This is a genomic window from Paenibacillus cymbidii, from assembly GCF_004764705.1.
Taxonomy (GTDB): domain Bacteria; phylum Bacillota; class Bacilli; order Paenibacillales; family NBRC-103111; genus Paenibacillus_AN; species Paenibacillus_AN cymbidii.
The window spans coordinates 258555-277818 of sequence record NZ_SHLX01000003.1 but is presented as its reverse complement, the minus strand read 5'-3'; the positions used below and the strand labels follow the sequence as shown (position 1 = coordinate 277818).

Here is a 19264-nt window from a genome sequence, read left to right as displayed (position 1 = left end):
AACGTTCCGGTCCGGAACGTCCACGAACCGTTACTTTTTCTTGTATGAATATTTGGGCGTTGACTTGTCCTTCTGCAGTGTGTTGACCTCTTCGATCACCTTATCGCCGCCCAGGCTGCGCCACTTGGCGACCATTTCGTCGAACGACTTGTCAATGTCGACCTTGCTGTCGAGAATCATTTTCGAATAACCTTCGTCGAGCACCTGCTTGAGTTGGGCCGACTTTTCCTGCAGCGTCGGGATGAGCGTGTTCGAGCGCAGATGGTCGTAGACGATATGCTGCTCATAAACGGCGATGCGGTCCATCACCAGCTTCGCCAGCTTCTCGCCGACAAAGCTCGAATATTTGTCCGTATGCGAAAATACCCATTCCGGCGCCAACAGCTCCAGCGCCACATTCGTGCGATATTGGGGATCTTTTTTATCGTCCGGCAGCACGACTTTCTCACCGTTCTGGATGGTGTAGTTTTTGCCCTCGACGCCCCAGTGAATGTAATCGTAACCGTCGGTCACCTCGTACTCGAGATAGCGCAGCGCCGCCTCGGGATTTTTCGATTTGGCCGATATTTGGTTCACCCGCGAGATCGGCAGCGCCGGATAAGCGAGCGACCAGACGTTGCTGCCGTTCGTAATCGGATCGATCACCTCGGCGCCGAAGTCGCGCATGAAATTGCGTGCGCCTCCGATGTTGATGTCGATGACGGCGGCTTTGCCGGCGCCGTACTTCTCGTTGCCGGTCACTTTGCCGACGAGGTAGTCCGGATCGAGCAGCCCTTCCTCGCGCAGCATGCGCATGAATTTGACGACTTCCTTGGCGCGCGGATCGATCATGCCGTAAGCCAGCTTGTTCGGATCCTTCGGCTCCGGATACCAGCCCGGATTGACGCCCCACAGCGGGAAAAACGTCTGGATCTCGTTGATCCCGTTGCCGGTAAACACGAACGGCACCAGGTCTTTTTTCTTGGTCTTCACTTCCTTCAGCACGGCGACCAGTTCATCCAGCGTCTTCGGCGTCGCCAGTCCGAGCTCCTTCAGAATGTCCGTCCGAACGACGATCCCCGGGCCGGTGCGGTCTTTCATTAGCGGCACGCCGTAAATTTTGCCGTCGGCCGGGTTGCGCAGCATGTCCCAGGTCGTGTCGCTGAACGTGTCCTTCAGCTTCGGGAACTTGGGCAGCAAGTCGTCGAGCGGACGGAACAACCCTTGGGCGATAAATGCGTTATGCTCGGGATCGTTCGGGCTGTACGTCTGGATGATGTCCGGCACGTCGCCGCCGGCGATCTTGACGCTCAGCTTCGACTTGTACTCCGTGTCGGGCGGCACCTCGTACGTAACCTCGACGCCCGCCCCTTTCTCCACCAGTTTCTCAAGCTCGGAATCCGGATAGTACACATGCGAGGAAAACAGCGGCTTCATGACGACGATTTTGGCCGGCGCCTGGCTGGCGCTCGGCGACGGCGACTTGGCGGCGGCCGTTCCTGTCGCGGACGGCGAAACTGAGGAAGCCGAATCGTTTTTGTTCCCCCCGGAGCAGCCATACAGGGTGGCCGTCGCCAGAATGACAGCCAGCGTGCTTGCCACTTTCTTGCTCATCATTGACAAAACCTCCTTTTTCTGTGTCAGTTGTCATTTCATGAACAATCGTACAGCGTCCGCCGGAATAAAATAAGACGAATTATTTATCTTTTCCCCTTGCGCCGTTAACATCATCATGGCCGAGCAACCGGGCAACAACCGGCGTCAGGCCGTCCGCCAGCCGGAGGAAACCGAGGTCCGTCGGATGCGAGCCGTCGACGGTGCACTCCTCGTAGTCGTCCCCGAGCAGATCGGAGCCGTCCAGAAAAAACACCTTGCCGTCCCCCTCCCGCCGCAGCCGTTCGACCGTCTCCCGCTGGATGTCGCGCCGCTCCAGCCGTTCCTCCTCCTTGGCCGCATCCCAGCGCTCCTTGGCATAACGCACCTTGGATACGACGAGAATCGGCACCGACGAATGACGGCGGCGGTACAACGCGATAAACGCGGGCAAGGTGCGAGCGACATGGGCCGCGTCCGGGCAATTGCCGTCGTAATCGAGCACGAGGCAGGCGGAACCCGCGATATCGGCGATCAGCTCGGCCAGCTCCGGTTCGCCGCGGCCATTGCCGGAGAAGCCGAGGTTGACGAACTCGTACGGCAGCCGGCGGCTCATGATGTTCGTATACGCCATGCCCGGCCGCGAGGCGCAGCCGCCCTGCGTGATCGACGTGCCGTAAACGATCACTTTGCCTGCACCCGCATAAGCCGCCGGCGGCAGCACCGCGGCGTCCGGCTCCAGCAGCAGCTGCACTTCCTCCACCGCCTGGTACAGCGGAAAATGCAGCGTCACGCCGCGCAGCTCACGTTCGTCCAGCGCAAACAGCAAGCTTTCGTACGCCGTCTTCGTACGGTCGTACTTCACCGTGCCGTGGTAGTATAAGCTCCCATTCGATTCCAGGTAACAATCGAACCCGCATTGGCCGGTGGCGGGCATATGGTACATGTTCGCGGCACCGCGCAGCCTGACGCGGATCGTCAGCCGACGCGAGTCGGTGCGGAAGCGGATTTGCCCGCCCGCGGTGCAGGCGGCAAGCTCGCGCACCGGCTCGCGCACCGGCAGCCGCGGCGCCAGCGGCAGCCGGTTGTAGACGCGCTCCTCCGCGAACCAGCCGAAGCCGGCGACGTGAAACGGCGGCTGCAGCGGCGAGTACGCCCGCAGTCCGCCGTCGTCCGTCCCCTCCCGTTCCGGCAGCTTCATATTCGGATCCAGTTGATCAAAAAACACCTTGCCAGTCGGTTGCTCCATGTGCGCTCCCCATCCCCGTCGTCCGTTGTCGTTGGTCTTCCCCCTCATCGTAACGCGGTTGCGGGCGGAAAATAAGACGACTTATTTATCTTTTTCCCGTGCGCCGTTAGCAGATTCGGGCTCGAGCAAAGGATGGACGAGCGTCGCCGTGCAGCCTCCGCCTTCGCGGTTGTCCAGGCGAATGCCGTAGGCTTCGCCGAAGCGCAGCTGCAGCCGGCGGTTCGTATTGTACAGGCCGACGCCGGAGTCGGCGTTGCCGTGCTGCCGGTCGAGCGCGCGGAAATGCTCCGCAAGGTCGATCGTGGAACCCGGCCCGTTGTCCTCCACCCGGCACACCAGGCAATCGCCTTCGCGCAGCAGCGAAATCATGATTTTCCCGCCGCCGCCTTCCCTGCCGTTTTTTTTGATCGCATGCTTGACGGCATTCTCCACCAATGGCTGAATCGTCAGCTTCATGAACGGCGCCTGCATCACGTGCGGCTGAATGTGAAACAACGCCTGGAACGTTTCGCCGGCGCGCTTCGTTTCGATGTTCAGGTAGCTGCGCACATGCTCGATTTCCCGCTCGACCGTCGTCAGTTCCTCGCCGTTGTTGATGCTGAAACGAAGCAGGTTGACGAGCGAGGCCACCATCTCGGCGATCGTAGATTCGCCGGCCCGCTCCGCACGCCAGCGGATCGCATCCATCGTGTTGTACAGAAAATGCGGATTGATCTGGTGAATCAGCGTGCGCATCTCGAGCCGCCGTTTCTCCTCTTCGATCCCCTTCGTGTTGTCGATCAGCCGCAGCAAACCCGACACCATCGAGTTGTACCCGTGCATCAGCTGTCCGATTTCGTCGCCGCGTTTGGCGTAATGCGGGTAATAGGCCAGTTCTCCGCGGTGGATGCGGCGCATATGGTGCACAAGCGATTTGACCGGCGTCGTAAACAGCTTGACGAGCAGCATGGCGAACACGACCATCAGTGCAATGCCGGCGGCAACAAGCCACCACATGAACGTTTTGATGTTGTCCACCGGCCCCATCAGATCGGCGACCGGGATCGTGGCGACGAGCCGCCAGTCGTTTTTGCCTACGGGCAGCGACGCCTCGTAATGCGGCTTGCCGTCCAGAACGATCGTGCGAATCCGGTCGGAGCCGGGCTCGGGCGCGGCTGTGCCCAGCAGCGCCGTCAGCAGCCCGTCCATCTCGCCTTTATCGGCCATAATCAGCCCGCCTAGCCCGTCAATGACGGTGAAGCGCACATGGCGCAAATGCTCCGGCGCCGTAATGTCGTTCGTCAGCACGAAGGCGGGAATACGAATGTCCATCACGGCCAGCGTCTCCAGCAGCGGAATGCTGCGCACCGAACGAACGTAGTGCAGCACCTGCGGCACCGGACCGCCGGAAGGCGACTCGACGCGCCAGAACGGACGGCCGCCCATGTCGATCGCCTGGCGGAACCAGGGCGTGTCCGGGGTGACGGAGGAGCTGTTGTAATTCGGGTATTTGTCCAGCTGCTTCGGGTACAGGGTAAGCTCGTAGTCGCCTTTTAATTCGCCGATCAGCGCGTAAATTTGGCGGATAAACTCCAGCTCGTCGACAAGCGTGGCCGGCGGCCCCGAGCCGAGCAGGAAGCGCAGCTTCTCCGAGGCGATGACGTTTTCCGATTGCGCCTCGATGGCCGTCAGCCGTTCGTTCAGCCGTTTGATGTTGTGCTGCAGGTTGTCAAGCAGCAGCGTGCGCGCCATCGCCTCGATCTGCTCGCTGGAGCGCTGAAACGCAAGCAGCCCGAGCAGCACCGTCGGAATGACGACGATGCAGACGAGCGGCAGGACGATTTTCTGATAGAGCGTCAACGGCCAGGTCCCCTTCCCGGTTATTTGCCGTAGCGGTATTCCTTCGGCGTTACGCCCGCCCGCTTCTTGAACACCTTGCCGAAATGCTGCAAGTCCTGGTACCCGAGCAGCGAAGCGATCTCGTAGATGCGCATGCTCGAATCGCGCAGCAGCTGTTTGGCCCGCTCCATGCGCACATCGGTGACGTAGTCGGAAAACGTGCGGCCCGTTTCCTTCTTGAACAGCCGGCTGAGCCACACCGGATGGATCGCCAGCTTCTCCGCCAGCACCTGCTGCGACAAGTGACGGTCGGCCTGGCTTTCGATGATCGCCTTCGCCTTTTCGATAATCGCGTTGCTGAGGCCTCCGAGCCGCGCGCACAAGCTGTCCGACAGCGCCGCGTAATAGTCGATCAGCTCGCGCTTGACCGCCTCCAGATCGTCGCAGCGCTCGAGCTTCTCCCACAAAGCCAGCGGAATTTGCTCGACGGCCAGCCCCGTCTTGCGGCTGATGCAGCCGCTGATGCGAATAATGCCGTTCAGGCACGCCTGGGCGAGCTGCGAACGGCCGGCGACATGCCCTTCCATAACGAGCCGGTTCAGCATGTCGCCTACAACCGGCGCGAGCCGCCCCATTTCGCCGGCCAGCAGCAAGTCGGCCAGCATGTCGTCGGACCAGGCCGCATCGCCGCCGGCCTCGCGGGCTACATCGGAATAATGCGCCAGCGGCAGCCGCCGCGCATCGGCGAAACGAAGCGCCTGCACGCCTTGCTCGTACGCTTCGGGCAGCGACTGGAACGCGTACATCCGGCTGCTGACGCCGAAAACGAGCTCGATTCGCTGATACCGGCGCACATTGTCGCGTATGTCCCGGCACAGCGCCTCGGCGTCCTCCTCGGCGGTGATGGCGATCCAGACGTTGTGCGCGTTTTTGACCAGCACGGTGCGCTCGAACCGGCTCGCCGTTTCCGCCGCCACGTTGCCGACGGAAAACAGCCGCAGTTCGCCCTCGCGGCCGGTTTCCTGCGGCGCGTCGCCGTCGATGCGGAAGACGGCGACGGCGTAAGGCGTCGTCGTCAGCCACAGCAGCCCCCACATTTGCAGCCGGTGCACCACATGCTCGAGAAGTTGCGCCTTCTGCGTACACAGCCCGAGCACGAACTGCTCCTGCAGCAGCTTCGTGCCGATCAGCGCCTGCTCCTCCTGCCGGCGCACGCGCAGCTGCCGCTCGCGCTCGTCGGCCACAACGGCCGCCAGCCGGGTCAGCTTGGCGCAAAACTCGGCTTTGTCGATCGGCTTCAGCACGTAATCGACGGCGCCAAGCTGCAGGCTGCGCTGCACGTAGCCGAACTTGTCGTAGCTCGACACGACGACCGTCTTCGCCTTGCAGCCGGCGGCGATCGCCGCCTCGATCAGCTCGAGGCCGGACATGCGCGGCAGCACGATGTCGGTGACGACGATGTGCGGCCGGCGGCTGGCGATGATCGCCAGCGCGTCCTCCGCATTGCCGGCGGCGTGAATCGCCGTAAAGCCGTGCGCCATTTCGCGCACGGCCGCTTCCATGCCCGCCAGCACGTCCGCTTCGTCCTCGACGAGCAGCAGCTCGATTCCGTTCGCCATCCGCGATCCCTCCTACCCTTTGACTGCTCCCATAACGATGCCTTTGACGAAGTATTTTTGCAGAAACGGGTATACGAGCATAATCGGCACCGTTGCGAACACGATAACGGCCGCCTGCACATTCGCCGGTTCGATGCGCATGGCGATATTGTCGGAGCTCTTCAGCTCGTTGAAGTTGTTGTCGAACAGAATCGTCTTCAGCAGCACCTGCAACGGCCATTTGCGGGTGTCGGTAATGTAGAACACGCCTTTGAAAAACTCGTTCCAATGCGCCACGCCGTAAAACAATCCGACGGTGGCGATGACCGGCATCGACAGCGGCACGACGATGCGCGCGATCAGCACCGGTTCGCTGCAGCCGTCCATGCGGGCGGATTCTTCGATTTCGGCCGGCAAGTCCATGAAAAAGTTGCGCATCAGAATCAAATAAAACGCGTTGACCGTCCCCGGGACGATCATCGCCCAGATCGAGTCGAGCAGGCCGAACTGTTTGACATTCAAATAAGTGGGAATAATGCCGGCGTTAAACGTCATCACGACGACGATCAGCAGCATAAACGCCCGCAAGCCGGGCAAATAGCGCTTGGACAGCGCATAAGCGGCGGTGATCGTGAACAGCAAATTCAGCAGCGTGCCGAGCAGCGTAATCTGTACGGTCACGCCAAAAGCGCGGATCAGCGACGGCGTCGTAAAAATGTAGTCGAACGCGCGCAGCGTCAGCTGGCGCGGGTACAGCAAAATCGGCGCGTCGTAAACGGCGGCCGAAGCCGTCAGCGAAACGGAAAACACGTGCAGCATAGGTACTACCGTCAGTATACCAGACAGCGCCAGCACGGCATATATGAGCGCGTCGGCGAGCTTGCTGCGCTCGCGGATTTTCATTTGGAACCGCCTCCTTGTCCTACCAGATGGTGCGCTGGCCAAGCTTCTTCAGCAGCGTATTGGCGGTCACGATCAGCACGAAGCCGATGACGCCCTTGAACAGCCCGACGGCGGTGGCGATGCTGAACTGGCCGCGCTCAAGGCCGAGACGATAAACATAAGTATCGATAATATCGCCGACGGCATATACGGCCGGATTGAGCATGACGTAAATTTGCTCGAAGCCCGCGTCGAGAATGTGGCTCAGGCTGATAATGAACATCAGCGTCACCGTTGGCATGATGCCGGGCAGCGTCACATGAACGAGCTGCTGCAGCCGGTTCGCGCCGTCCACGCGGGCCGACTGGTACAGCTCCGGATTGACTCCCGCAAGCGCCGCCAAATAAATGATCGCGCTCCAGCCGAACTCTTTGAGAATATTCGTGACGATGATGATCGGGCGGAAATAACGATGATCGGCCAAAAAGTTGACCGCGTCCAGCTCAAGCGCCTTGAGCAGACTGTTGATCACGCCGGAAGGCGTCAAAAACGCGGTGACGATGCCGCCGTAAACGACCCAGGACAAAAAATGGGGGAAATAGGTCACGGTCTGGATCGTCCGCTTGAACGCGGCCAGCCGCACTTCGTTCAGCAGCAGCGCAAACACGATCGGCACGGGGAAGCCGAACAGCAGCTTGTACAGGCTGATGAACAGCGTGTTGCGCAGCAGGCGGAAAAAGTCGGGATCGGCAAAAATGGCGGCAAAATGCTTCCAGCCGACCCATGGGCTGGCGGCGATGCCTCGCACGGGCGAAAAATCTTTAAATGCGATCGACAGCCCGTAATACGGCGCGAAATGGAACAGCACGAAATAAAGCAGCGAAGGGAGCAGCAGGAGGTAAAGCCAGTAATGACGGCGAAGCGCGGCGGCGCTCCTGCGGATAGGACCGGCGCCGCTGCGGCTGCCTGGAGGAACGCGCCAAAAGCGGTGCGGGGATGGGCGTTTCGCGGCGGTAGAAGCGTACGGTTTCAAACAAAATCCCCTCGTCTTTCGGTTGGTCTGACGTCTATGTTACCTCGACGCCGCCAGCCAAAAAAGAGAGGGGAATTAACGTTTGCCACGGTTATCATAGCTTTCGTCCGCAAGCGGCTTTCCGCCGCTGCGATCAGGTGAAGAACGAGCTGTATTCGTCGACGAGCGACTTCGGCTTCGGATCGGCCGGCTTGGCGCCGGACGGCGCCGCCTTCTGTTCGCCGCCGCCGAACATCGCGTCGAACTCGTCGAACGGATTTTTCGCCGGAGCCGGAGCCGGAGTCCCTCCCGGCGATCGGGTTGCCGATGCCGGCGATTGCCCGGGCGGAGCCGGGGCAAGACCGCCCGGCCGCGGCGCAGGCGAGGCAACCGGGGCGGGGCTGCCGCCGCTTCCGGGAAACAGATGGGCCAGGCTTGGCGCTACCCAGCCCGGCGCCGTTTCCTCCATTTCGCTTTCGCCGCTCTCCCAGTTCCGCGAATCTTCACGCAAGTCATTGCGCATGACAGCAGCCGTTTTCAGCGTTTCCTTGGCAGAGGCAACGGTATTGCCGGCGCGTTTGCCGGTTTTCATCAAATCGCGTCCCGCCGTATCGCCGATGCTCGTCCCGCTGACCGCGCCGAGGTATTGTTTGTCGGCCTGGCTGCCGCCGCGGGAGACGAGGAAACGCTCGTGCGCCGCCGGGTCGCTGTGCTTGCGTTCGCCGAGGTCCTGGGCGATGCCGAGCCGTTTGTCGGACATGCCCGTCGCCAGGCCGAACAACCCTTTCGCCGCGGAGCCGACGCCCGGCACGATGCCTCCGGTGGCCGCTTCGGCCCCTTTGCCGACGAGCGCCTCGGCGGCGTCGCGTCCCGCTTCCACCAGACTTTGCTTGTGGAATGCCTTCTCTTCCTCCGGTCCGCTGCCGGCAAATGCCGCATGAGCGCTGCGCGCCAAATCGATGCCGCGCTCGACGGTAGCCGCCCCGGTCATGCTTTTCACCTTGTTTTTGGCCATGGCCGCCATGCCGTCGTGCTTGTCCACCACCGCTTGCGCTTTATGCTCGATGTCGGGACTGTTCATCAAGGCGTCGGACGCGAGAAGGCTGATGTTGTCCGTTTTTTTCTGCCGTTCGCCCTTCGCGCCCGAATAACCGCCGAACACCCGGTCCTTGGCCGCGCCTTTCGCGTGGTCGACCGTGTTCCGCGCCGATTCCACGCCGGCCTTCACCCTGTCGCCGCCCAGCTTTTTGACGATGCTGCCGAAGAATCCGGGCTTCTTCTCCGCCGGTCCGGCCATAAATTCGTCGAAGCTGCTCGCGGAATCGTGATCTTCCTCCGCTTCATACGCCGGCGCTTCGTGTTCCCCCCCGTCGGAGTCGTGCCCCAAGCCCTCTCCTTCTTCCCGCAGCCGCTGATGCCGATGAAATGGCATGATGTTCCCTCCGTCCCTTTTTCAATCGAACGCTTCGTCCCAAAATTCCTTCATGACGATGCGGCCGGTTTTTTTCAGCTCGTACTTCGCCGCCTGCGCGATGTGGCGCATGCCGATCGCGCCGCCTTCCTCGGCGGCCATAAACGCCGCGGAAACGGCGATGTTCTTGATATTGCCGCCCGCCAGCTCGATCCGTTCGGCGATCAGCCGGTAATCGAGCCCCCGCTGGGGCGCATCCTGCGGAATCATCGAGCGCCACAGCCGCTCGCGATCGTCCGCGTCGGGGAAAGGGAATTTGATCACGTACGAAATGCGGCGGATGAACGCTTCGTCGATATTTTGCTGCAGGTTCGTCGCCATGATCGAGATGCCTTCGTACTCTTCCATCTTCTGCAGCAAATAAGCGACTTCCATGTTGGCGTATTTGTCGTTGGCGTCTTTCACTTCGGACCGCTTGCTAAACAAGGCGTCCGCCTCGTCGAAGAACAAAATCGCATGGCTGTGGGCCGCCTCGCGAAAAATTTCCTGCAAGTTTTTTTCCGTTTCGCCGATGTATTTGCTGATTACCTGGGACAAGTCGATCCGGTAAATTTCCAGATACAGCTCCTTGGCGATCACTTCCGCGGCCATCGTTTTGCCCGTGCCCGGCGGGCCGGAGAACAACATGCTCAGCCCGGTGCCGTAGGACAGCCGCTGGTCGAAGCCCCATTTGCCATACACGACGTGACGGTATTTCATCTGGTTGCAGGCATGGCGCAGCTCGTCCTTCTGCTCCGCGGGCAGAATGAGCCGGTCCCACGTATGTCGCGGCGTCAGCCGCTTCGCCTTCGTGTCCAGCTTGTGCTGCGTCTGCACGTAACACGCCTGGTGAAGCTCCTCCATATGCAGCCGCCGTTCCATCCGGTTCCAGGCGGCGAGCTGCTCCGCCGAATCGAGCGCGTGCGCGATCTGCCCCGGCGTAAACCGGAACTTGCTGGCCATGACGCCCCAATCGACCTTATCGCCTACGCTGCGGCCCCGGGCAAAATGCTCCCACAGCATCGCCCGCTCGAGGGCGGCGGGAACCGGCAGCTCGATCTCGACGAATACCGGCAGCACCGCTTCGGCCGGTTTCCATTGCCGCGCGGACAACACGAAGACGATCGAACGCGTCCGGCGGATGGCGTCCAGCAGGTGCAGCCGCTTCTTCTTTACGGCTTCGCCTTCCTCCAGCAGCTCCTCGAAATGGGCAAACACCGGCAGCACCCGCTGCAGGACGGCTTCCAGCAGCGCCAGCTTCACCGCCGTTTCGAACGGAACCGCATCCGCAAGCATTCGCCGCAAGTCGACGATCAGCAGCCGTTGGTCAAAATGACGGGCAAAGTGCTTCACTTGCAGCAGTTTGCCGGCTCCGGTCTGTCCCCAAACGGAAAACAGGATATACGGCTTCGGTTCGCCCGCCGAACCCGCCTGAAGGAAGTAGGCGTCCGTATACTCCTGCAGCCGCGTCTGCGCCTCCCGGCCGATCAGCAGCCCGGGCAGCGTCTCCGCCGGATCGTGAAACCGCGCGAACGGCTCGATCCGCGCGTCGATGCCGCCCGCGCCAAGCAGAAACGATACGATTCGCTCCTCCAGTTGAAGCGGCGCCGAAAGCGCGTTCTGGCCGCGGTCCTTTTCGGCCCGCAGGAAGAACCGCCGCAGCGTGCCGTCCGCGGCAAACGCCTTGCGCGCTTCCCATCGCTCCGCTTCCGCGCCTTCCGTGCCGTAATACAGGCGCAGCACCGTGTCCACGGACGGTCCTTTGGCCTGCCTCGCGTCCAACAAATAGCCGTACGCTGTCTCGTACTTGCGATCCAGCTCCACGGCAAACGCGCACAGGACTACGTACGTTTCGAAGGCGGTCAAGCCGAACAATCCGGCGATGTACGGCAGCGGCAAATAAATGCCGGCTTCGGCGCTCGCCGCCGCACGCCCCGCGATGATCGCCGCAAGCCCGTCCTCTTGCGCTTCCGGGTCGGGCGCGGCAAGCGCGCCGGGCGGCGCCGGTTCGCCCGCATCCGCCGCGTGCTCGCGGACCAGCTCGTTCAATCGCCTATCCAGCAGCGTACAGGCCTCGGCGTAATAGTCCCACATGTTGGCATAAGGCATTGTCGTCAGGCCTTCCAGCAAAATCCCTCCTATATGCCTATTCCCCGTTGTCTCGCATTTCTGACTCTCCCATCATACCATTCCTGGCCCCGGCGTTAACAACATTTTTCGTGAAAATTCGATTTGCTCCGAGACTTGTTTCAAGGTACAGTAACTATGAGTAGGAGGGGTTCGTTTGGCCTATTGGCTGGAATCGGGCAAGCCGCTGTCGGCGTCGGTCATGTGGGAACTGCAGCGCCGCTATTTTGCGGCTGCGGGGCCCGGCGCCTGGTCGGGCGGCACGGTGCCGCATTATATCACGAGCAATCCGTTCATGGCGGGTGCATTCGCCGCCGTCATCGCCGGCTACATGCGCGATTGGCTGGAGCGGCCGGACCGCGATCCGGAAGCGCGGCTGTACATCGTGGAGCTAGGCACGGGATCGGGCAGGTTCAGCTATCACTTGCTCCGCGAGCTGGCCCGGTTGTGCGCGTTGCCGCCGCTGCGGCAAGTCCGCTACACTTACGTCATGACCGATTTCGCCGAAAGCAACGTCGCCTTCTGGGAGCGCCACGACAAGCTGGCGCCGTTCGTCGCAAGCGGGACGCTCGATTTTGCCATGTTCGACGCGCAGCATGACGACACGATCGTCCTTCGCGGCAGCGGCGCGGCAATCGCCGGCGGGACGCCGGGCGATTCGCTGGTCGTCATCGCGGGCTACGTGTTCGACAGCATCCCGCACGATGCGTTCGTGATCGAAAACGAACAGCTGTTTGAGTGCCTCGTTTCCGTATCGTCGGAGGCGGAAGAAGCCGATCCCCGCGATCCGGCGCTGCTGTCGCGGCTGGAGGCGGAGTTCGACCTGGAGCCGCTGCCTGCGGATGCTGCGGAACAATACTACGACAGCGAAGCGGCGAATCGGGTGCTGCATTCGTATGCGGCGCAATTTGCCAACCTTTCGTTTACGCTGCCGATTGCGGCGATGCGGTGCGTCGAGAAGCTGCTTCGACTAGGCGACGGTCGTTTGCTGCTGCTGGCGGCGGACAAGGGCGCGGTCGACAAGCGCTCGCTGGAAGGCATGGCGCTGCCCGCGATCATCAAACACGGCAGCATCTCGATGAACGTCAATTTCCATGCGCTCGGACGGTTTGCCGGCTTGCTCGGCGGCGAAATGCTGCATACGGAAGGCGGCTATCACGCGCACATCGGCGTCGTCGGCTTGCTTCATGGACGGCCGGGAGACCCGCTCGCCCAAACGCGGTTCGCGTTCGGCGAAACGATCGCGCAATTCGGCCCGGACGACTACTATACGCTGCGGGAAGCGATCAAATCGGACTACGCCAAGCTTACGGGGGAGCAGTTGCTTGCTTATGCGAGGTGGACGAAGTGGGACGCCAAATCTTTCCTCGATTATTTCCCCCATCTGTTCGCCAGAATCGAGCAGGAGCAAGGAAGCTTCCCCGTCGTCGCCTGGAGGCGCGCAACGATCGAGCTGTGGGACAACTACTATCCGATCGGGGAAAAAGAGCATCTCGCCCTGTATATCGGGATGCTGCTTTATGCGCTGGACGAGGAACGCGAAGCGATCGCGTATTTGCAGCTGGCGCTGCGCCATTACGGCCCGGATGTCAAAATATACTACTACCTCGGCTCGTGCCATTATTATTTGGAGGAATGGGAGGAAGCGGAGCATTGCGCTTTGCTTGCACTCGAACTCGATCCGCAGCAGGGCACCGTGATCGGCTTGCTCGAGCGGATCCGGCAGAGAAGCTGATGCCCGAACGGTAGACAGCCTCCCGCCCTCGCTGAGCAGATACATTGCACAAAGCGCAGCATTCTCCCTTCCGCCAACCAACAAATTTGCTTTGCGCCGCTCCGATTCGGGTCCTGGCGGAGCCAATAAGCCTCAAACGTCCGAAATGCCGCCTCGGTAGCCAAGCTCGCGGGAAATTTGCCCGGCGGTGTCCTTGACGGCGTTGCCGACGGCGATAAACTTGACGACCGGCAAATCCTTGATCAGCGCCGTGATGCTGAGCGACGCGACAATGCCGCCATTGGCGCCGCGAATCGGCGCTCCGACGCAGCGGACGCCTTCCTCGAACTCCTCGTCTTCGACGACGAACCCGTGCTCGCGGACAAATTGCGCATCCTCCCTCATTTTGGCGAGTTCCCGTTCGATTTTGCCCGGGTCGGCCGCTCCTTGCCCCTCTTCGAGCAGAAAGCCGCGCAGCTGCTCCTCCGTCCAGTCGGACGCCATCGCTTTGCCGACGGCGGAGCGGAACAGCGGCTGCGTCTGCCCGATCGCCGTGGCGAAACGGACGAATCCGCCGCCTTCCACCTTGTCGACATAAACCGGCTTGTTGTCGACCGGCGCCGCCAGATGGGCCGTAAACGGCGTGCCGGACACAAGCCGCTCCAGCAGCGGACGGGCGATTCTCACCACATCCATCGATTTGAAATAGCTCATGCCCCAGCGCAGCACGCCGTGACCAAGCCGGTATTTGCCTTCCGGCGATTTCTGGATGATCGCGTGCTGCTCGAGCGTATTGAGAATGACGAACGTCGTCGACTTCGGCAGCTTGAGCTGCAGGTGCAAGTCGCTTGTCGACAGCTCCGCCTCGGCGAGCGCGTTCAAAATCATGATCGATTTCTCCAATGCCGGAACCGAATAATCTTTCGTCCCTTGCGCCATATGAGTCCCTCCGTTGCAAACGGCTTGTTTCGCCGGCTGGCTGTTAATCGGTTGAACAAGCCTTTTGTCTAACTATAAATAGGAAAGCTTGCGATTGTCAATTGTGCGCTGCCTACTTGACAACCGGCGGGAGAAACCGCTATGTTCAATATATTGATCTTCGATTATTATATTAAGCGAAACTTATTATCAACATAAGCAGGAAGGATGACCATCATGCGGTTACAAGGAAAACGGGCGCTCGTTACCGGCGGCGCTCGGGGAATCGGCAAAGGCGTTGCCGAACGGTTTGCGGAGGAGGGCGCCCGCGTCGTGCTGCTCGACGTGCGCCTCGAAGAACTGAAGCAGGCAGAAGCGGAGCTAAAGGAGCGCGGGTTCGACGTCGCTTCGCTCGTTTGCGACCTGTCCGATCCCGGGCAGATCGCGGAAGCGGCGGCGGCGGCATGGAGCGTGTGGGGCGGGCTCGACATTCTCATCAACAATGCGGGCATCGCTTACCGCGAGCCGTTCCTGAACATTCCTGCGGACCATTGGGACCGCGTGATCGACATCAACCTGAAAGGCATGTTCGTGCTGAGCCAACTCGTCTCCCGCCGGCTCGTCGAACAAGGGACCGGAGGCGCCATCGTCAATATGGCATCCAAGAACGGGCTCGGCGGCAGCTCGATGCTGGCGCATTACAACGCATCCAAGGGCGGCGTCGTGCTGTTGACGCAGTCGATGGCGGCCGAACTGGCGGCGCACGGCATTCGCGTGAACGGCGTGGCGCCGGGCTTCATCGATACACCGCTTGACCGCGAGCTGAAGCAGAAGGAGAACAACTCGCTGCACCTCACGGCGCGTACGCCTATGGGCCGGCTCGGCACGATTCGCGAAGTGGCGAACGCGTTCCTGTTCCTCGCGTCCGACGAAGCTTCGTACGTCACCGGCGCAACGCTCGTCGTCGACGGCGGCCATCTGGCCAACGCCAGCGAGCTGTAAAACGGCGCCATCCCAACAGAATTGACGGCCGGCTGCCCTTGCAGCCGGCTGTTTCATTTCGCTTCGGAGAACGGCTTGCCAATCGTCGTGCCGGTGCTTTTGACGATCGCCTTGACGCTGATATCGAACTCGCTTTCGGCAAAGCGCCTTTCCCAATCAGGCTTCCATCTTTTCCATACCCGGCTGTGCTGGCGAAACACCTTCATGCCGACACCGATCACGTCCGATCGTTCGCTCTGCAGCAGCTTGACCGTGTCCCGGATTTGCCGCTCGACCGTCTGCTCCACGCGCTCCGCAAACTGCCGCACTTCTTCCTTCGTATCGGCTTTCGAGCAAACCAGCTCGCCAGCCGAACCTTCCAGTTCAAGACGGAAGCCGACCCGCAGCGCGTCTCCCGCTACGACCGGGGTCAGCTTCGCCTTCGTACGTCCAACTTCGAAGGAATCGTAACCGGAGTTTGCCGGCTTCCGTTCCTTCCCGCAAGGTACGTCGATAATGCCGCGCTTGAACTTGCCGCTCAGCATAAGCGCGCTTTGGACGTTGGCTAGCGGGATAGTCCCGGTCAACTTCCCTTTCGCCAAATCCACAGTTGCCAATCCCGAAACGACGACGTTTTTTCCCCCGTTCTTAAACGCCAGGAGCGGGAGCATTTCGGCCGGCACTTCGGCGCTTGAGCGGATTTTCAGCTTCGTGACGGTAACGTTGATCGTTTGGCCCGATTCCAACGTCCCGATTTCCTCCACGCGCAACAGCTGCTGGCCCATGGTGCTTTCGATCATCGGCCGCAGCGTCAAATAGTCGCCGGCTTGTCCTTTCGTCAGAATGACGTCAATCGTTCCTCTCGGTTCATGGTCGCGGTAAAAAAAATCAAGGACGTTGCCGATATTTTCCGATCGGGCTACCTCTTCGCCAATGAGCAAAATTCGCATGTGGCTCCACTGCAGCTTGCGCCCCAACTGCAGCGACACCTTCCGTACCGCATCGAAAACGGTGCTGCCGGTCGTCGTCAAGTCGACATAGGAAGGCCCGATATCGCTCTTGAGCGATGTCGTCCCGCCGCCGGGCTTGTAAACGTGCGAAATCAGCCGGACGTTGCCGTCTTCTGTCAGATCGATGGCGGCCGCCTGCACGAAGCCTCTTTCGATCAACTCGAAGCTGCTCCAGCAGCCGGTCGTACCGACTCCCGCAGCAACGAGCAGACACGCGGCCAATATCGTTTTGACCATGCTCTCCCTGCTTTCCTATCGATTGTCGCGGCGGGGATTGCCGAGCAAACGGGGATTTCTCGGTTTGCGGAGCATCTGTTTGATCGGCGCCCGGACGAACACATCCCGCAAATCTTTCACTCGCAGTGGCGCAAGCGACTGCAAATACGGCTCGCCGAGCGTGTACATGCTGCACAAATGCAAAAAAATGACCAAAAACCCGGCCATCAACCCAAAAAAACCGAGAGCGCCGACCACGAGCATCAGCGGAAAACGCAGCACGCGCAGAGCGATACCCATCTCGTAGTGGGGAATGGCGAAAGACGCAATGCCGGTGAGCGCCACGACGATCACCATGATCGGCGACGCAATTCTCGCCTGTATGGCCGCTTGCCCGATAACGAGCGCGCCGACGATGCTGACCGCCGAACCGATCGGCTTCGGCAAGCGAATGCCGGCCTCCCGCAGCAATTCGAAGGTGATCTCCATAATCAACGCCTCGAACAGCGCCGGGAACGGAATCCCCTCCCGCGTGTCGAGAATGGCGAGCAGCAGCACCGTAGGAATCAATTCGGGATGAAACGTCGACAGCGCAATATAGATGCTCGGCAACAGCAGCGCGATAAAAAACGCTCCAATCCGCAAAAACCGGATCATCGTGGCATATACGGTCCTGACGTAATAATCCTCGCTCGTCCCGAAAAACTCGACGAACGTGGCAGGGGTGATCAGAATCATCGGTGTATTGTCGACCAACGTCAATATTTTGCCGTCCAGCAGTGCCGCCGCCGCCGTATCCGTCCGTTCGGTATACCGGTGCTGCGGAAACGGGGAATACGTCACGTCTTCTATCCAATCTTCGATATGGGACGTTTCCATGACGTCAACCTGCTCAATGCCTTCCAGACGACTGTGAAATTCGGCCAGTACCTGCGGCTTGACGGCATGCTCCAAATAGACGAAAGCCATTCTCGTCTTCAGATCGGCCCCCGCGTGCCGGAACTCGACTTTGAACTGCGGCGATTTGACGCGCTGGCGCAGCATGGCGAGATTGACGTCCATATTTTCAATCGTGCCTTCGCGTGGCCCCTGGACGACCGACTCGTTGACGGGTTCGCCCACTTCCCGCGTCTTCGTATCGTTCGCGGGGTAGCTGACCGCCCGATTCCAGCCGTCGAAAAAAACGACAACGTGTCCATCCAATACCCGTTCGATCGCCGTTTGGACGCTATCCGTCACGAACGCCGACTTGTTCGTTACGCCGTGATGCTCGAAAAATCGGACGATCCGCTCGAGCGTGATCGCCGACGTATCGCCCACCTCGAGCGTAGTCAAATTTTGCATCGTGTCCCGCAAAAAGTTCGACTTCTTGTTCTTGACGAACGACTCGCAATAAACGGTGGAGGCGGCATATTCGAAATCGGGCCCGTATTGCCAGGGAAGGATGACGATGTCCCCGCAGCCGCGAAACGTATCCGACAAGCGGCGCTCGTTGTCCTCCAGGAGAAACGATATCGAGTCGTCCGTAAATCCTGCTTCAGGCTTCATCCGTTTCCCCCCCTTCAGCCGCCAATCCCGTCGCGGCACGCCTTCTCTTCTGAAATGCCGTCAACAACGCCAACAGCGCGATCAGCGTGCAGCTGACGATCAGGACGATAAACGGCCAAACGACATACACCAGCTCGTTGAAATCGGCCTGGTTGTCGAACATTGTTTGCGACAGCAGCAGTCCCGCCATTGTGATCGGCATCAGAAACATCGTTTCGCGGCGCGGACGAAAGAGCTCAATGAGAATCCGGTCGAGAATGAACAGGAACAACGCTGCTTTCATATAAGAGCCAAAAATGAGCGCCATGCCGATGACCGATTCGACCCGCTGGATGATGTCCTGGACCTGGATTTCCCGGGCCAGCATGTAGAGCGAATATTTGTAGAAGCCGGAAGACGGTCCGTACGCCATAATCGTGCAAACGGTCGACAGTGTCAACATCAAGAAGGTGACCGTAAGCGAGCCGAAAAGGCAACGAGGCAACGAGCGGTTCGGCTCCTTCTGCACGAACGGGAGCAGCATGGCGTACAACACGATTTCGCCGAACGGGAATCCGGCTGTTATATAAGCGGCATGGGCGACTTGCCTTGCGCCTTCCGGCAGCAGCGGAAGCAGGAATGCCGGCTGGTAAGCGGTCCATGCGAGCAGCATGACAATGATGGAGAAAACGAACATGATTAGCACCAGGACAGTAAACATGCGCGCCATCACTTCAATACCGGCGCGCACCGTAAGCGCCGCGATCAGGAACGTGACGCCGTTGAACACGTATGCCGGCGTTTCTCTCATCATCGTGACGGTAAAAAAGTCGCTGATGCCGACGACGATCGCCGGAATGGCAAACAGCAGCATCGCCGCAAGCGGGACGGCGACGGCTGCCGCAGCGATTCGGCCTGCCAGGAGCCTGCTGTAGGCAACGGGGCTGAGCCCGTTGTTGGCCCGGTACCAGTATACAATCCCGGCGAGCAGCAGCATACCGAATCCATACGCGATCATAAGCGACAGCCAGGCCCCGTTCCGCGCGGATTCCGTAAGCGGATTGGGAATATAGACGATGGCCGATCCTGTCGTTCCGGCGGTCAGCAAATAGCCCATTTGGGCGGCGGATATCGTATTCCGGGTGCTCATGCGGTTCCTCATTTTCACTTGGCATTCGAATCGCATGCGG

Annotated in this window: 14 protein-coding genes; 2 read left to right on the top strand and 12 right to left on the bottom strand. The window is 60.5% G+C overall.

The window, feature by feature from the left end; all coding sequences use genetic code 11:
• Positions 1 to 30: 30 nt before the first annotated feature.
• The 8 genes from EXY20_RS06495 to EXY20_RS06460 all read right to left on the bottom strand — a co-directional run bounded on the left by EXY20_RS06495 (position 31) and on the right by EXY20_RS06460 (position 11711).
• Positions 31 to 1593 (bottom strand): extracellular solute-binding protein, encoded by a 1563-nt coding sequence (locus tag EXY20_RS06495; RefSeq protein WP_167859030.1) that lies wholly within the window; start codon positions 1591 to 1593, stop codon positions 31 to 33.
• Positions 1594 to 1675: 82 nt separating this feature from the next.
• A complete protein-coding gene (locus EXY20_RS06490) occupies positions 1676 to 2821 on the bottom strand; it encodes an SGNH/GDSL hydrolase family protein (protein ID WP_135548889.1) in 1146 nt (381 codons plus the stop codon).
• Positions 2822 to 2902: 81 nt separating this feature from the next.
• Positions 2903 to 4660: a cache domain-containing sensor histidine kinase gene (locus tag EXY20_RS06485; RefSeq protein WP_135548887.1), complete on the bottom strand. Its 1758-nt coding sequence runs from the start codon at positions 4658 to 4660 to the stop codon at positions 2903 to 2905.
• 20 nt (positions 4661 to 4680) lie between these two features.
• Positions 4681 to 6258: a helix-turn-helix domain-containing protein gene (locus EXY20_RS06480; protein ID WP_135548885.1), complete on the bottom strand. Its 1578-nt coding sequence runs from the start codon at positions 6256 to 6258 to the stop codon at positions 4681 to 4683.
• A 12-nt stretch (positions 6259 to 6270) separates the two neighbouring features.
• Entirely contained in the window at positions 6271 to 7140 is an 870-nt protein-coding gene (locus EXY20_RS06475) for a carbohydrate ABC transporter permease (RefSeq protein WP_135548882.1), read from the bottom strand.
• Positions 7141 to 7159: 19 nt separating this feature from the next.
• Positions 7160 to 8152 carry an ABC transporter permease gene (locus tag EXY20_RS06470; RefSeq protein ID WP_135548880.1) on the bottom strand — a complete coding sequence of 331 codons (993 nt, stop codon included), beginning with the start codon at positions 8150 to 8152 and terminating at the stop codon, positions 7160 to 7162.
• Positions 8153 to 8285: 133 nt separating this feature from the next.
• Positions 8286 to 9563, bottom strand: coding sequence for a hypothetical protein (locus tag EXY20_RS06465; RefSeq protein WP_135548878.1), 1278 nt, complete (start codon positions 9561 to 9563; stop codon positions 8286 to 8288).
• Positions 9564 to 9584: 21 nt separating this feature from the next.
• The gene (locus EXY20_RS06460; protein ID WP_135548876.1) at positions 9585 to 11711 is read right to left on the bottom strand and encodes an ATP-binding protein; all 2127 of its coding nucleotides are present in this window, start codon (positions 11709 to 11711) and stop codon (positions 9585 to 9587) included.
• A 154-nt stretch (positions 11712 to 11865) separates the two neighbouring features.
• Between EXY20_RS06460 and EXY20_RS06455 the strand changes: the two genes are divergently transcribed.
• The gene (locus EXY20_RS06455; protein ID WP_135548874.1) at positions 11866 to 13443 is read left to right on the top strand and encodes an SAM-dependent methyltransferase; all 1578 of its coding nucleotides are present in this window, start codon (positions 11866 to 11868) and stop codon (positions 13441 to 13443) included.
• A gap of 132 nt (positions 13444 to 13575) precedes the next feature.
• Here EXY20_RS06455 and EXY20_RS06450 read toward each other — a convergent pair whose 3' ends face one another.
• On the bottom strand, positions 13576 to 14361 hold the full coding sequence (locus EXY20_RS06450; RefSeq protein ID WP_135548872.1) for an IclR family transcriptional regulator: 786 nt from the start codon (positions 14359 to 14361) through the stop codon (positions 13576 to 13578).
• A gap of 216 nt (positions 14362 to 14577) precedes the next feature.
• On the opposite strand from EXY20_RS06450, the gene EXY20_RS06445 reads away from it, so the two are divergent.
• Positions 14578 to 15342, top strand: a complete 765-nt coding sequence (locus EXY20_RS06445; protein ID WP_167859029.1) for an SDR family NAD(P)-dependent oxidoreductase — start codon at positions 14578 to 14580, stop codon at positions 15340 to 15342.
• Between the two features lie 53 nt (positions 15343 to 15395).
• On the opposite strand, the gene EXY20_RS06440 is transcribed toward EXY20_RS06445, so the two are convergent.
• From EXY20_RS06440 to EXY20_RS06430, 3 genes are read right to left on the bottom strand one after another with little or no spacing between them, the layout of a single operon-like run.
• On the bottom strand, positions 15396 to 16568 hold the full coding sequence (locus tag EXY20_RS06440) for a Ger(x)C family spore germination protein (protein WP_135548868.1): 1173 nt from the start codon (positions 16566 to 16568) through the stop codon (positions 15396 to 15398).
• 15 nt (positions 16569 to 16583) lie between these two features.
• Positions 16584 to 18095 carry a spore germination protein gene (locus EXY20_RS06435; protein WP_135548866.1) on the bottom strand — a complete coding sequence of 504 codons (1512 nt, stop codon included), beginning with the start codon at positions 18093 to 18095 and terminating at the stop codon, positions 16584 to 16586.
• On the bottom strand, positions 18085 to 19224 hold the full coding sequence (locus EXY20_RS06430; RefSeq protein WP_167859028.1) for a GerAB/ArcD/ProY family transporter: 1140 nt from the start codon (positions 19222 to 19224) through the stop codon (positions 18085 to 18087). Before EXY20_RS06430 ends, EXY20_RS06435 begins: the two co-directional genes overlap by 11 nt.
• Between the last annotated feature and the right edge of the window lie 40 nt (positions 19225 to 19264).